A 14,960-nucleotide genomic window follows, 5' to 3' on the forward strand; every position below is an offset into this window, starting at 1 on the left:
CCGTCATCCCCGAAATAGGCGTTCATCCAACATCCTCGCCCCATCGCTCGTCACCCTGAACTTGTTTCAGGATAACATGCAGCCGTAGTTCGTTATCCTGGAGCCGTAGGCTGGCAGAGCCAAAACAAGTTCAGGATGACGAAAGAGTGGCGGGGTTCATGTTATTATGACGACAGGGGCTATTGTGCATGGCAACAGCCGAAAACCCCCCAACACCCCCATCAACACAGTCTCGACTTTGCCCCTACCCAACGGCTATGGCGTTGGCATGCGTCCGCACACCAAATCTGCAATTGTCCTTTTGTCCGGCGGTATTTTTGCCAACCGGCTGACGCGCGCGCGGCATGGGGTTACGGCGGATATGGAGGCCATATATGCCCGCTCTTGAGGCCGCAGATTATATTATCGTCGGCGCAGGGTCGGCTGGGTGCGTGTTGGCGGACCGGTTAAGCGCCGATGGCGCGCATAAGGTCGCGTTGCTGGAATATGGCGGCAGTGACCGCTCGGTCTTGATTCAGATGCCCGCCGCGCTTGCCTACCCCATGAACACCAAAAGGTGGAATTGGGGTTATGAAAGCGAGCCGGAGCCGCATTTGAACAACCGACGCCTGAACTGCCCGCGCGGCAAGGGGTTGGGGGGTTCCTCCTCGATTAACGGGCTTGTCTATGTGCGCGGCAATGCGCTCGATTTTGAACATTGGAAAGAAGAGGAAGGCGCAACTGGATGGGGCTATGCCGATGTGCTGCCTTATTTCAAACGCGCCGAAGGCCGGGCCGAAGGCGGGGATGCATATCGCGGCGGCGATGGTCCCTTATCGACCAATTATGGCCCGCTCGACAATCCGCTGCATCAGGCTTGGCTCGATTCAGCGCAGCAAGCGGGCTATAGCCTGACCGAGGATTATAATGGCTATGCCCAAGAAGGCTTTGGCCGGATGGACATGACGGTACGGGACGGCACGCGCTGTTCGGCGGCGAAGGCTTATTTATATGACGCGCGCAAACGACCCAATCTGAAAGTCATAGAAAAGGCGCTTGTCACCCGCATCCTGTTTGACGGCACGCGCGCCATTGGGGTGGAGTATGAACGCGCAGGCCAATTGCATCAGGTGCACGCGGCCCGCGAAGTCATCCTGTCGGGCGGTCCTATCAATTCGGTTCAGCTGCTGAAGCTTTCTGGCATTGGCCCCGCCGAAGAGTTAAAAGCGCATGGCATAGAAGTGCGCGCCGACCGGCCGGGTGTGGGCGCGAACTTGCAGGATCATCTGGAATTCTATTTCCAAATGGCCTGCACACAGCCAATCACTTTATACGGCAAGGCCAATCTTCTTGGTAAAGCGATGGTCGGTGCGCAATGGCTATTGGGTCGGTCGGGATTGGGGGCGTCAAACCAGTTTGAAAGCTGCGGCTTTATCCGCAGCCGCGCCGGTATCAAATATCCTGATATCCAATATCATTTCTTTCCCATGGCGATCAATTATGACGGGTCGTCGCTGGCATCCGAACATGGTTTTCAAGCCCATGTCGGCCCGATGCGGTCCAAAAGCCGTGGCACGGTCACGCTCAAAAGCGCAGACCCGCATGACAAGCCCAAAATCCTGTTCAATTATATGAGCCATCCCGATGATTGGACAGACATGCGGGCCTGCGTGCGGTTGACGCGGGAGATTTTTCAACAGCCCGCCTTTGCGCCATTTCGCGGACGTGAAATAAAACCCGGCGCGGACATTGTCACCGATGCGCAGATTGACGCCTTCATTGCCGAACATGTCGAAAGCGCGCTGCACCCCAGTTGCACATGCAAGATGGGCAGCCCGCGTGACCCAATGGCCGTGGTCGACCCCGAATTGCGTGTCATCGGTGTCCAAGGGCTGCGCGTTGTGGATAGCGGCGTGATGCCGACCATCACCACGGGCAATCTGAATGCGCCGACGATCATGATCGGGGAAAAGGCGGCCGATCATATCTTGGGCAAACCCATGCTCGCCCCGTCGAATGCGCCATTTTACGTCGCGCCAAATTGGGATATTGCGCAACGATGATAGAAACCATACTCGAACCTGCCCGCAATATTGATGTGATCCGCCACACCGACGTTCTCGTCGTGGGTTCGGGCCCCGGTGGCCTTGCCGCAGCTTTGGCATCGGCGCGCGCGGGCGTCGAGACAACCTTGCTCGAACGTTATGGCTGTTTTGGCGGCAATATCACGCAGGTCGGCGTGGAGGGCTTTGCATGGTATCGGCACCCTGCGACGATCGACAGCGAGGGCATCGGGCGCGAATTTGAAGACCGCGCGAAATTGATGGGCGCAGCCATGCCAGAGCCGCAATCGATCAGCCACAGTCTGGATGCCGAAGCGTTCAAATTTGTCGCAGATACGTTGGTTGAAGAAGCAGGCGTCATCCCCATGCTGCACCGATTATGTGTGGCCCCGATCATGGATGGCAACGTGATCCGCGGCGTGATTGTGGAGAGCAAGGCGGGCCGTGAAGCGATTCTTGCCAAACGTGTGATTGACGCAACAGGGGACGCCGACATTGCCCATAGGGCTGGCGCGCCAACGCATATGCACCCTGTCGACGAAATGATGTCAGTCTCAGTCATGTTTTCAATGTGCGGCGTGAACAAAACGCGGTTCATTGATGCGGTGAAGGCCGACCCGCAAACCTATGGCGATTGGGCTGTGGGCGGGGAATGGGAAGTGATCACCAGCGGCAAAGAGGATGCGATGTTCTCGCCCTTTTTACGCAAGCCGTTTCAAAAAGCGTTGGAGGCGGGCCTGATACCGGACAGCGTCAAGACGATGGCCGGCACTTGGGGCACAGTGTCGGATCAGGGGGATTTGACCTATCTCAACATGTGTCATTTATATCTGGACGGCACCGATCCCGATGCGCTGACACATGGCGAAATGGCAGGGCGTAAGCAGGCGATGCACGCCATATCAGCATTGCAGGCGTTCATGCCGGGTTGCGAGGACGCCAAGCTGCGAAACTTTGGCATGACGCTGGGTATTCGCGATACGCGCAAGATTGATGCGGTCTACAACATGACCGCCGACGATGTGATGGAACAAGGCCGTTTTGACGATAGCATCGGCATCTTTCCGGAATTTATCGATGGCTATGGCTATCTTATTTTGCCGACCACTGGCCGCTATTTCCAATTGCCTTATCGGTCGATGTTACCCAAAAATGTGCGGCATTTGATTACCACTGGCCGTGTAATTGGCGGCGATAAGGTCAGCCATGCTGCGGTCCGCAACATGATGTGTTGCGCGGTTGCGGGGCAAGGCGCAGGCGTTGCCGCCGCGTTGGCTGTCAAATCCGACCGCGACTTTTGCGCGGTCGACATCAGCGCCGTGCAACAAGAACTCCGCCGCCAAGGCGCGCGCATTTTCTAAGGCTTAGGGTTGGTTGGCGCAGTTAAGTCGTGACATCAGATTCCAGCGCCGCTTGGAGGCGTTTGCGGAACAGCAAAATGAGAATGCCGCCTGCCAGCGCGATGGCAGAATCCATGATCCAAAAAGTCGACGGGTGCATTTGGTCAAAATAGCTGCCTATCCATCCCGCCAACACATGGCCGATAAAGGGGGAAAGGAACGCAACGCCCATCAGGAAAGAGCCCATGCCCGCAGGCGCGGCCCTGCTGACGATGGCCAAAGTCGTTGGCCAATAATATATCCAAGCCAGCCCCATGATCAGCCAGCCGGCGATGGCCCATCCGGCGTCCACACTGTCCGGCGCGCTTTGTCCCCAATTACCATACGCGAAAAGAAGGGCGGCAAAGGCAATGATGGCGGACCCAATACCGACCTTGGTCACGCTGCTGGGTTCGCTGCCGCGCTTTGCCTGCCATGCCCAAAACATCACCAACGCAGGGGCCGCCAATATCGCGCCGATGGAATCCATCGATGCAAACCAAGTCGATGGCACCTCGCCCAGCGATGTCGCCAAATTCACATATTGATCGACCCACAAGATGCCGATGCTCCACACCATCGGATAGGCGATTTCCGCAGGTATCGTCAGCGCAATAACCAATAAGAGGACCGCTAAGCGTTTCTTCTCTTGGCGTGTTAATGGCGGATTGCTCTCGCGCTTGCGTGCCACCGGACGATCATCGGGCAAATGGCGCTGCCCCAAGACATAAGCGAGCAAGGCAATCAACATCAAGGCCGCGGCAACCGCAAACCCAGCATGCCAGCCATAGATGGCAGCAACCAATCCGGTGACGAGCGGCCCGCTCGCCGCGCCGATGCAAATACCTGTCGAGAAAATGGTAAAGCCGCGTGACCGCATGGATTCATCCGATTTGGGGTATAATGCGCCGACCTGCGCAGAAATATTCCCCTTCAAAAATCCCGACCCAAGGATCAGAAGCAAGAGCGCGAACAGAAAGCTGGCATAAAAGGACATCGCCAGATGCCCCGCGCTCATCAATATGACGCCGAGCATTACCGTGCGCTTTGCCCCCAATATCCGGTCGGCAACCCATCCCCCGACAATCGGGGTAAAATAGACAAGGCCGGCATACCAACCATAAATGATCGCCGAAAAAGCAACGTCGCTCATCGCTCCGCGAAATTCGAACATATTGCGCAGTGCGGCCAGCCCAATGACCTGCGCCGCATTTTCCGGCAGCAGCAGTTCTTTCACCATATACAGCGTGAGCAGCGCAGACATGCCGTAAAAGGAAAAACGTTCCCACATCTCGGTAAAGGATAAATAATATAAGCCTTTGGGGTGACCAGATGGCTGGCCAATTGCGGTTTGTTCGATCCTACCCACGCTTATTCCCCCCCAGATATGCACCGCGCCCCTAGCCGCGCCTGTATCTATGCCCGCTTAGAACAGAGGCGCAAGGGAATGATGAGGGAGGCGATCTTTGCGCGCGAAGCATCTACAAGACACTATCAAAAATATAGTTGTTTTCGGACATATTCTCCTCGGCGCGCCATTCCACGCCATTGCGCCACTGCGGAGGATCATATATGGACCAACTATACACGCTAATTTATAAAAATAGCGTTGATGGTCAAATGTTTGACGCTAAAGATAAAATAAGGGACAAAGCATAATCGCGGTCCAGGTCGTTAGTATCTTGAAATCAAATTCGGGCGTGAGAAAATTTGATGGACGTCAGCAACGCAAACAGTGACATGGCCATTGGCAATTTATCCAAGGGTTGCACCATTCTTATCGTTGACGATGATCCGGCCTGTCTTGATGAATATTGCGATGCGATAGAAAATTTGGGGTATAAAGTGATCCCCGCCAAAAGCGCACCCGACGCATTAAAGCAAATCGCGGAATCGCCCGAAATCGGTGTTGTGATAACGGACCTTGAAATGCCAGCCATGGATGGCATCTCTTTATTGTCGGAGATTTCCAACCGCTTCTCGCCACATCGACCGATTGTTACCTTAGCATTGACGGGGCATTCGAGTTTGCAGATCGCGACCAAGGCGATGCAGTAACAAGCGATAGATTTGCTCAGTAAGCCTGTGTCGATGGAACAATTGGCCGAAGCATTGCGCCGGGCATCCGTGCATTATTTTGCGACGGCTTATCGGTTCCAGATCACAGCCCTGACCAAACGGCTTGATCCGCCCGTCTTGCACGACCCCCTGGCAAAACAAGAGGGGACACCTACAGAAGAAGAGCTGCAGGCGTTCACGCGCATGCTGTTAAAATTCCAGCATAATAGATCAAAATTTTTCGACCCAGCAGTGCTTACGGGCCCGTCTTGGGAAATATTGCTGGATATTGGGGAAGCCACTTTGCGCGGAGAATCTGTGCCGGCTTCCAGCGCGTCGGCTTCTACACATGTTCCGCTCAGCACGGCGTTGCGTCATGTCAATAATCTTGTGGATGCCGGTCTCGTCCGGCGCTGGACTGACCCAACGGACAAGCGCCGCACATTGTTAGAGCTGGAGCCCATCGCCGCTACTGCGATGCAGCGTTATTTGGAAACAGCTTGGAAATTGCACCCGCAAAGCGAATAATCATTATCCTGCCCGCTAGGAAATGATGCCGCGTTAGCCGCCTTCGGCTGCCCCATTGTCGTCCACTTGCGTCTCCAAATTCTGCAAAAGTTCGGTGGCACGGACCACCTGCTCTTCGATACGCATCACCTTAGCGATCAGATATTCTGCCTCGTCGGTCGACGCGTTTTCCATTCGCGCACGGATATTTCCACATGACAGCCGGATGATGTTCAACGGCTGCATAATGTCATGCAAAATCTTGGCGTCCACATTCTGAAGTTTCTTCATATGGACATCATAAGGATTTGCGAAAATGTGTGAACTAAATTCATGCACGTCCCATTATGATAACAACAATCGCGGCATCCTATCGCGCACGATATCCGCATAGAAGTGCATCGCCCAGTTTGGGACCGATGGTTATGAGGCAATCGCCATATCTCGAAAATCGTCGGTCAACAATGTGCGCTGGATTTCGGCACTGGCTTCTTCCGTCAGCCTTAGGAAAATACGGCGCTGATCCACTGGGTCATATTCCCGCTCGATGATTTTACGCTCTGTCAAAACCGCAAGATGCCGCAGCGCGGTTGTCACCGGGGAAAAAGACGCATGGCATGCGCTGGAAACACTCGTCTGTAGTCCGGAATGCTGGCGTACAAACAAATCGAGCAATATGAACCAAGCAGGGTCAGCGAAAAGATTGGCAACCGACACCAATCGCGATCGCCGCTTGGTAATCTCGAGAAGGTCCGCTGCCTTTTTCACCGCAAGAGCATTAAGGGCATTGCCCGTGTCTGCTGTGCCGATATGTGCTGTGCCCGTACCTGCTATGCCCATGCCTGCTATGTTCGGCCGCACTTTAACGCCGTTGGCATCCGCCTCTACTGTACGCAGCATTGTTTCCAATTGCGCCCGCGTCAGCTTAATCGGAACGTCAAAGGTGTGCATGTGATCGGTCACATCGATATCGCTCTGTGAATCAAACATATTCCCCCAGCCGCACAGTTCGCAGAACACATTGGTGCATGCGTCGGCAATGACCGCCCATGTTTTGCGTTTATCCCAAAATGAAGGAAACTAAGCATCGATGCGACCCGATACTTATACCCCATATTCAATTTGTTACGCGGGGTGTGTGCAAATGCACGGCATATCGCCGCCGGAACGAGAGCAAATACTGCCAATATGGCAGTATTTTGGAAAACTTAGCTAAAACTGGGGCTTAGGCGCATATTGTAAAAAACAGTAAATTCTTACTGTCCTACAGTCGGTATCAGCCCGCGACGCTCTTTTGACCCCTATCTCCACCGGCTAAAGGCGTTTTTGCGCCGCAACCGCGGGCGCGTCAACGGCTTTTGATCACGCCTATCCGTGTCCGTAATCAAAAAATGTCCTGAAGCTTATTCACCCGAGCAGCAAAGGGGCAAGCTTTGCGCGTTGCCATGCCGCATCCCCAAATTGCGACGCATGAAAAATCGCCGCACGGCGATGAAGCCCCGCATCGCAATCATGGGTAAAGCCAAAACCACCGTGAAACTGAATCGCCCGGTCGGCGGCAAAGCTATATGTTGCATCCGCCGCCGCCTTGGCCATGCGCACGGCGATTTCGCCAACGCCTTGGTCGCTGAAACTGTTGGCGGCGCTGTATACATGCGACCGCGCCTTTTCATATTCGACATAAGCGTCGACAATCGGGTGCTTCAGCGCCTGATATTCGCCGATTAACTTTCCAAATTGCTTGCGCGTTTGCAGATAGCTGACGGTATAATCGATCACGCTTTGCGATCCGCCGCACATTTCCGCGCTTTGTAGGAGATTGGCGGCCTGTTCGATATGCGACAAGGTGGATGTTGCGCGCGCGACTTCGAGCAATGCGGCGCGCGATACGACCAAGCCGTCGAGCGACAGAGCAAAGCTGCGTTTGGTTTCATCGATAATCGCCTCACGGCGCAGGCGACCCGAGACGTCCTGCGCGGTCAGCAAAACCAGCGCTGGCTTGCCATCCAACATGACCGATGCAATGATGATATCGGCGGTCTGTGCCCATGCAACGAAAAGCTTTTCGCCAGACAGATGCAGCTTGTCACCCTCCAGCTTTGCCGTCGCTAGGATGTTCTGAAGGTCCCAGTCGCCATGTGCTTCGGACAAGGCCAGCGTGCCGATTGCGCCTTCGGCAAGCCGAGGCAGCCATGCAGACGTTTGTGCTTCAGTGCCGCCAAAGATGAGTGCTTGCGCCGCCAAGGTCGATGACACCAAAGGCGAGGCCATCAGGTGGCGGCCCATTTGTTCCACCACCGGCACAACCTCAGCCAGCGTCAGGCCGACGCCGCCATGTGCCTCGGGAATCGATATAGCGGTCCAGCCTAAGGCGGCCATTTCGGCCCAGACATCGGCGTCATAGCCCAAATCGCTGTCCATCAGCTTGCGGACGCGGTCGATGGGCGATTTATCGCGGCAAAAGCTCGTGGCTACATCCAAAAGCTCGATCTGTTCTTCGCTATATCCAAGCCCGGCCATTTGCATGTCATTCTCTCCTCACGCTTATGCTGCATCTATGGCGCGAGGCGAGGCACAAAATCAAGGCGATTTAACTGACCAGTTAACAGCGAGACTTATGCTTGCTCCAATATCTTCCGCCCCGGCCGCACTTTCATTTTATGACTTTGCTTGGTGGCGAGCGAAACATCCTTAACCGTCTGCATAAACACCCATTCATTGGTCGCCGCCTGCGGCGTGAGCGATAAATGCATATAGCCACGATTGGATGCATCGACCCAGCGCAGTTCCTGGGTATTGCCCTCAAGCAAGCCCCGCGCAATCATTGACGGGTCAACGCCTTGCGCTGCACTTTCTAAGCCGGGGGACGACACGCTGTGGCCGCCAAATTCAACGCCGGCTGGTTTACCGCCTTCGGGCAAGTCAAACGCCCAGCCATTGTGGCTGTCACCACTGACAACGACCAAATTTGCGTCCGCGCGCTGCGCTGCTGCCAAAAGCCGAGAACGCGCCGCTGGATATCCGCCCCAATTATCCAGATTATACGGCAAGCCCGCTTTGCCAGCGGCAATGCCTTGCCGCACATAATTGCGGGTGCGTTCGGGGGCATTTGCCGGGAACCAGTCCATCGCGTTCTGCGGTGTGGAATTATAGCCCATATTGGTACCCGAACCCAGCACCGCCCATGTGGAACTGCTGCGGCCAATCGCGCGTGATAGCCACGCCTCTTGTTCGCTACCCAGCATCGTCATGGACCGATCGCGCCATGCGCCGTCGCGATATTCAAAAAGCGCCTTTGCCGGATCCGCCGCCCGCATAAAGTCGCCATAAGCATAAGGCTTGGACCGCGCCACAGCGCGCGTATCTGTGCGGTAATAAGTCGCAAGATCGCCAATTGGATATTCTTTCCACGGCTGTTCACCGACGGGCAACCATTCGCGCCATACCTGCATCGCCGCGTTGCGCCGGGAATTCCAATCGCCTTCATCCACGCTGTGGTTCTGCGCGCCGCCTTCCCAACTGTCATTGGCGGTTTCATGGTCGTCGGTATTGGCAATCATCGGGAAGTTCGCATGCAACGCCTGCAACTGCGTGTCCGAACGATAGCTGGCATAGCGCAAACGATAATCCGCCAGCGTCAGGATTTCATCCGCCGGGAAAATGCGCGCGGCAAATTTTGCGCCGCCATCATAACCGCCACGGCCATATTCATAGATATAATCGCCCATGTGGAGCACCAGATCAATGTCGTCGCGTGCGGCGGCATGGCCATAAGCGTTGAATTCGCCGAAGCCCAAATTGGAACAGGAAAATATCGCGATATTGAATTTCGCCGCCTTGCCCACAGGCAGAGTCTTGGTGCGGCCAACAGGCGAGATGCTGCCATCGGGCGCGATGAAGCGGAACCAATGCCATTTGCCGGGCGCAAGATTATCGACGGTGATTTTGACCGTATGGTCGCGCCATGGCCCTGTTACCATTTCGCCGCCGCCCGCAATTTTGATAAAATCCTGCCGTTCGGAAATCTCGACGCGCACTTTGGATGCGCCGCCGGTAGGGTTCACATAACGTGTCCATAACAGCACCGAATCCGGCCCCGGCTCTCCGCTTGCGACATTATGCGTAAATCCGGTGAGGCCAAGAAGCGTCTGCGCCATCGCAGCGCCGCCCGGCAGCATCAGCCCGCCAAGACCAAATCCAGCGGTTGCCAACAGTTGGCGGCGATTGATTATAAATGACATTATCGGCTTCCCCTTTTGCGTTTCCAGCAATCCCTACGGCGCATCGTCACAACGTTTCATCTTTGGCGTTAATCGATTGCTGTTGCAACGCTGTGACAGGCCATCACAACTGTGTGCGTAGCGACCATAATTCGGGAAACGCGCGCTTACCGACCGTGCTGCTGAGATAAGTGACGCCGGACGTACCGCCCGTGCCCGTTTTTCCCCCGATGATGCGCTCGACAGTAAGGACATGCTTATGCCGCCACGTCGCCATCGCATCGTCAAGGTCGACCAGCTTCTCGGCAAGCTGATACAATTCCCAATATTGATCGGGGTTGCGGTAGACGTGCAGAAATGCCCCCTCCACTTCGGGAGAAAAGATATGCGGCGCGCTCCAATCGCGCGCAAGTAAAGCCGACGGCAGGTCAAATCCGGCGCGCGCCAATGCTGCAATCGCATCATCCCAAATGCTTGGGCTAACAAGCGCCTCGGTCATCGCCGCATGTGCGTGGGGCCGGTCCTCCTGATATTTCAGGAAAGCCCCTGCTTTCAACCCAAGCAGATATTCCACAGTCCGGAACTGGTCGGATTGAAAGCCAGAGCTTGGCCCAAGCACATGGCGAAAGCGGGTATATTCGGACGGGGTCATCGTCGACAACACGTCCCAGCTTAAAGTCATCACCGCCTGAATACGGCTTACCCGTGCAAGCGCTTTGTACGCCGGAACGAGCGCGTCATTGCGGATTTGCGCGCGGGCCAATTGAAGCTCGCGGATGATCTGCTTAAGCCATAATTCCTTGGTTTGGTGAATGATGATGAACAGCATCTCATCATCCAGATCGGATTGCGGGTGCTGGCAATCAAGCAAGTTGTCTAGCGCAAGATAGCGCGCATAGGTCATAATGGCGGCGTCGGCAGGTGCATCATTCATGCCGCGACTTTAATGTTTCAAATGAAACTATCCAGCCATTTTTCGGCCAAAGCCTCCGCCTCACTGACGCTAAAGGGCGCGTTGCCTAAGCTGAGTTCAAGCCATAGGCCATCGACCAAGGCGGTCAGCGCCACTGCCGCCAATCTGGCGTCCGCTGGAGCCTGTGGGCAGGCAAGGATGAGCCGTTCCATATCCTGCCGGTTTTCAGCGTAGATTTCGTCATGGATTTCGCCAATGGCCGGCACCGTGCGCGACAGGCTCCAAAACGCCAGCCATGTGGCCAGCAGCTCCGGATCCGCAATCGGCGCGCGGAAACTGGCGGTGACAAAGGCCAGCAACCGGCCGCGCGGGTTGTCGGCGGGAATAGCATCAACCGCAGCGTGCAACGCCGCCGCTACGCGGGCCCCCGTCGCGCGATAGGTTGCGGCCACCAACGCATCAATTCCGTCAAAATAATACCGCAGCAACCCGGCCGACACCCCCGCCTCCAGGCAAATGGCGCGCACTGACGTCCCATGTGCACCCCGCGTCGCGAGGCAACGCGCCGTGGCCGCAATTAATGCGTCGCGGCGTGTATCGGCGCTTTTTCGGGTGAAGACTTGTCGCGGTTGCATGCGGCTGTTATACACTTGTACAACAAGGGGAGCAAGATGTCCGAATCAGGCATTCAAACACCGCATGATCATTTGGAAGGTTGGAGCCTGCCGGCGTGGACCTATGATGATCCCGAATTCGCCGCGCTGGAGGTGGACCGCATCTTCCGGCCGTCTTGGCAAGTGGTGTGCCATGTCAGCGACGTCGCGCATGTGGGCGACTGGCACAGCCTCGATTATATCAATGAAAGCGTCATTGTCGTGCGCGGCGTGGACGACAATTTGCGCGCATTCACGAATGTCTGCCGCCACCGGGGCAGCCGCTTGGTCGATGGCTCGGCTGGCTGCGCCAAGAAACTGGTCTGCCCCTATCACGCATGGACCTATGACCTTGATGGCCGATTGACTGGCGTGCCCGACAGCGCCTCTTACCCGACGCTCGACAAGGATAAGGCGGGCCTTGTGCCCGTCGATATGGAAATCTGGCGTGGATTTATCTTCGTCCGTCTGGAAAGCGGCGGTCCTTCGGTTGCCGAAATGATGACCCCGTATGAAGCGCAAGTCGCGCCTTATTGTTTTGAAGAATTACGGGCGCTTGGCCGCGTCACCATGCGCCCGCGCGACGTGAACTGGAAAAATGTCGGCGACAATTATTCCGACGGCCTGCATATCCCCGTCGCGCATCCCGGCCTCACACGCCTGTTCGGCAAAAGCTATGGTGTTGAGGCAGAGCCGCATGTCGACCGCATGTGGGGCGACCTTGTCGACCGGCCATCGTCCAACTGGTCGGAACGCGCTTATCAAAACTTACTGCCGCCCGTACCCCATTTGCCCGCCGCCAATCAAAAACGCTGGCTCTATTTCAAGCTGTGGCCGTCGGTTGCCTTCGACATTTATCCCGACCAAGTCGATTTCATGCAATGGCTGCCCACAGGGCCCGATAGCTGCGTCATCCGTGAAATCAGCTATGTCCTTCCAGACGCCCCTGATTACGCATGGCGCCGTGAAATGCGCGCGGCGCGTTACCTGAACTGGCGGATCAACCGGCAAGTCAATGCAGAGGACACTGTCCTCATCACCCGCGTGCAGCAAGGCATGGCGAGCCGCAGTTTTTCCATGGGCCCGCTGTCCGACAAGGAAGTGTGCCTGAAAAGCTTCTGCCGCCAAATCCGCAACATCATTCCAGAGGCGCGCCTCGAACAACGCCCGGCATCGGGTTGGAGCAAAAGATGACCAAGAAATATGACGCCCTCATCATTGGTGCTGGCCATAACGGCCTTGTCTGCGCCTTTTACCTCGCGCGCGCTGGCCTGAAGGTTCGCATTGTCGAGCGCCGTGATGTCGTCGGCGGCGCGGCGGTGACCGAAGAGTTCCACCCCGGTTTCCGCAACTCGGTCGCCAGCTACACCGTCAGCCTGCTTCAGCCCAAGGTGATCGCTGACATGAAGCTGGTCGACCATGGCTATCGCGTCATTGAGCGGCCCATTTCCAATTTCCTGCCACAAGAAGATGGCGGTTATCTGAAACTCGGTGGCGGGCTGGAACGCACACAGGCAGAATTTGCCCGCTTTTCAAAGCATGATGCAGCGGTCTTGCCGCAATATTATGACATGTTGGAAGGTGTTGCGGACGTCCTGCGCGATCTTGCATTGCGTTCCCCACCCAATGTCGGTGATGGTCTAAAGACCCTCATCGATGCCGCCGTGCAGGGACGCGGGCTGATGAAGCTTAACCTGTCGCAGCAGCGTGATGTGTTGGAACTGTTCACCAAATCGGCGCGCAGCTTCCTCGACAGCTGGTTCGAAAGCGAAGCGGTAAAGGCTGCATTTGGTTTTGACGCTGTCGTCGGCAATTATGCCAGCCCCGACACGCCGGGCAGCGCTTATGTCTTGCTGCACCATGTCTTTGGCGAAGTGAATGGCAATAAGGGCGCGTGGGGCCACAGCATCGGCGGCATGGGCACGATCACGCAGATCATGGCCAAGGTGTGCCGCGATTTGGGCGTCGAAATCAGCCTCGAATCGCCTGTATCACGCGTCTTAGTGGACGGCGAAAAGGTCGCGGGCGTGCGCCTTGAAAGCGGTGCGGAAATCGTTGCCGACCGCGTGATTTCGAACGTCGGGCCAAAGCTGCTGTACGAACGCATGTTTGACGATGCCGACCTGAAACCCGAATTTAAACGCCGCGTGAAGGGCTTCAAAGCCGGTAGCGGCACATTCCGGATGAACGTCGCTTTGTCCGAACTGCCCAAATTCACCTGCTTGCCCGAAGCTGGCGAGCACCATCAATCGGGCATCATCATCGCGCCCACATTGGATTATATGGACCGCGCATTTTTGGATGCGAAACGCGATGGTTGGTCGCAAAAGCCTATCGTGGAAATCCTTATCCCCTCGACCGTCGATGACAGCCTTGCGCCCGCAGGACAGCATGTGGCGAGCCTGTTCTGCCAACAATTTGCGCCTGAACTGCCCAATAATGCCGATGGCACGCCACGCGACTGGGATGCCGAAGAAGGCCAGGCCGCCGACGATATCATCAGCACAGTTGAGGCTTATGCCCCTGGCTTCCGCGCGTCGGTTCTGGGCCGCCAAATCCTCAGCCCCAAGGGGCTAGAGCGGAAATTTGGGTTGGTCAGCGGCGACATCATGCATGGCAATATGAGCCTTGACCAATTATGGTCCGCGCGCCCGATCTTGGGCCATGGCGCGTATCGCGGGCCGTTAAAGGGCCTGTATATGTGCGGCGCGGGTAGCCATCCCGGCGGCGGCGTAACCGGTGCGCCCGGCCATAATTGCGCCGCAGAGGTGCTGGCCGACCGCAGTGTGTTCAAACGCATATTTGCCTGAGATTCAGGACGTATAATATTATCACGCAAAGGCGCAAAGATAAGGAAATGGAATGATCTCCTTCTTTGTGTCTTTGTGGCTTTGCGTGATAATATTATTTGGGACTTGCGTCATAACGCCACATCGACGCGGCCTTTGGAGCCGCAAGCGAATAAATGGGTCCTGACCCTGAGAACGTAAAAAATTATCACGCAAAGCCACAAAGGCGCAGAGATAAGGAAATGGAATGATCTCCTTCTTTGTGTCTTTGCGTGATAAAAATATTTGGGGCTTGCGTCATAACGCCACATCGACGCGACCCTTGGAGCCGCAAGCGAATAAATGGGTCCTGACCCTGAGAACGTATAATATTATCACGCAAAGCCGCAAAGGCGCAAA

The 14,960-nt window shown here is 56.0% G+C and carries 14 protein-coding genes; 7 read left to right on the forward strand and 7 right to left on the reverse strand.

What is annotated here, in order from left to right; all coding sequences use genetic code 11:
- Nucleotides 1-166: 166 nt before the first annotated feature.
- The 3 genes from ACILP3_RS05760 to ACILP3_RS05770 are packed head-to-tail and all read left to right on the forward strand — an operon-like array spanning nt 167 to nt 3,403.
- On the forward strand, nt 167-388 hold the full coding sequence (locus ACILP3_RS05760) for a hypothetical protein (RefSeq protein WP_395615706.1): 222 nt from the start codon (nt 167-169) through the stop codon (nt 386-388).
- Entirely contained in the window at nt 375-2,042 is a 1,668-nt protein-coding gene (betA, locus tag ACILP3_RS05765) for a choline dehydrogenase (protein WP_395615707.1), read from the forward strand. Before ACILP3_RS05760 ends, betA begins: the two co-directional genes overlap by 14 nt.
- The gene (locus ACILP3_RS05770) at nt 2,039-3,403 is read left to right on the forward strand and encodes an FAD-dependent oxidoreductase (protein ID WP_395615708.1); all 1,365 of its coding nucleotides are present in this window, start codon (nt 2,039-2,041) and stop codon (nt 3,401-3,403) included. Before betA ends, ACILP3_RS05770 begins: the two co-directional genes overlap by 4 nt.
- A gap of 22 nt (nt 3,404-3,425) precedes the next feature.
- Here ACILP3_RS05770 and ACILP3_RS05775 read toward each other — a convergent pair whose 3' ends face one another.
- On the reverse strand, nt 3,426-4,790 hold the full coding sequence (locus ACILP3_RS05775) for a peptide MFS transporter (protein ID WP_395615709.1): 1,365 nt from the start codon (nt 4,788-4,790) through the stop codon (nt 3,426-3,428).
- Nucleotides 4,791-5,161: 371 nt separating this feature from the next.
- On the opposite strand from ACILP3_RS05775, the gene ACILP3_RS05780 reads away from it, so the two are divergent.
- Together ACILP3_RS05780 and ACILP3_RS05785 are read left to right on the forward strand one after the other, a co-directional pair.
- Nucleotides 5,162-5,479, forward strand: a complete 318-nt coding sequence (locus ACILP3_RS05780; protein ID WP_395615710.1) for a response regulator — start codon at nt 5,162-5,164, stop codon at nt 5,477-5,479.
- 12 nt (nt 5,480-5,491) lie between these two features.
- The gene (locus tag ACILP3_RS05785) at nt 5,492-6,007 is read left to right on the forward strand and encodes a hypothetical protein (protein WP_395615711.1); all 516 of its coding nucleotides are present in this window, start codon (nt 5,492-5,494) and stop codon (nt 6,005-6,007) included.
- Between the two features lie 33 nt (nt 6,008-6,040).
- Here the strand turns inward: ACILP3_RS05785 and ACILP3_RS05790 are convergent, their stop codons facing one another.
- The 6 genes from ACILP3_RS05790 to ACILP3_RS05815 form a co-directional block, all read right to left on the reverse strand.
- A complete protein-coding gene (locus tag ACILP3_RS05790) occupies nt 6,041-6,277 on the reverse strand; it encodes a hypothetical protein (RefSeq protein ID WP_395615712.1) in 237 nt (78 codons plus the stop codon).
- Nucleotides 6,278-6,409: 132 nt separating this feature from the next.
- Nucleotides 6,410-6,976, reverse strand: a complete 567-nt coding sequence (locus ACILP3_RS05795; protein WP_395615713.1) for a hypothetical protein — start codon at nt 6,974-6,976, stop codon at nt 6,410-6,412.
- Between the two features lie 417 nt (nt 6,977-7,393).
- Nucleotides 7,394-8,512 (reverse strand): acyl-CoA dehydrogenase family protein, encoded by a 1,119-nt coding sequence (locus ACILP3_RS05800; protein WP_395615714.1) that lies wholly within the window; start codon nt 8,510-8,512, stop codon nt 7,394-7,396.
- An 89-nt stretch (nt 8,513-8,601) separates the two neighbouring features.
- The gene (locus ACILP3_RS05805; RefSeq protein WP_395615715.1) at nt 8,602-10,227 is read right to left on the reverse strand and encodes an alkaline phosphatase D family protein; all 1,626 of its coding nucleotides are present in this window, start codon (nt 10,225-10,227) and stop codon (nt 8,602-8,604) included.
- 103 nt (nt 10,228-10,330) lie between these two features.
- Nucleotides 10,331-11,140 carry a tryptophan 2,3-dioxygenase gene (locus ACILP3_RS05810; protein WP_395615716.1) on the reverse strand — a complete coding sequence of 270 codons (810 nt, stop codon included), beginning with the start codon at nt 11,138-11,140 and terminating at the stop codon, nt 10,331-10,333.
- 17 nt (nt 11,141-11,157) lie between these two features.
- Nucleotides 11,158-11,754, reverse strand: a complete 597-nt coding sequence (locus ACILP3_RS05815) for a TetR family transcriptional regulator C-terminal domain-containing protein (RefSeq protein ID WP_395615717.1) — start codon at nt 11,752-11,754, stop codon at nt 11,158-11,160.
- Nucleotides 11,755-11,790: 36 nt separating this feature from the next.
- Here ACILP3_RS05815 and ACILP3_RS05820 point away from each other — a divergent pair, with 36 nt between their 5' ends.
- On the forward strand, nt 11,791-12,966 hold the full coding sequence (locus ACILP3_RS05820) for an aromatic ring-hydroxylating dioxygenase subunit alpha (protein WP_395615718.1): 1,176 nt from the start codon (nt 11,791-11,793) through the stop codon (nt 12,964-12,966).
- Nucleotides 12,963-14,582, forward strand: coding sequence for a phytoene desaturase family protein (locus tag ACILP3_RS05825; RefSeq protein WP_395615719.1), 1,620 nt, complete (start codon nt 12,963-12,965; stop codon nt 14,580-14,582). The genes ACILP3_RS05820 and ACILP3_RS05825 overlap by 4 nt, the downstream gene beginning before the upstream one ends.
- Nucleotides 14,583-14,960: the final 378 nt, after the last annotated feature.

Source organism: Sphingorhabdus sp. (assembly GCF_044239665.1).
Taxonomy (GTDB): domain Bacteria; phylum Pseudomonadota; class Alphaproteobacteria; order Sphingomonadales; family Sphingomonadaceae; genus Sphingorhabdus_B.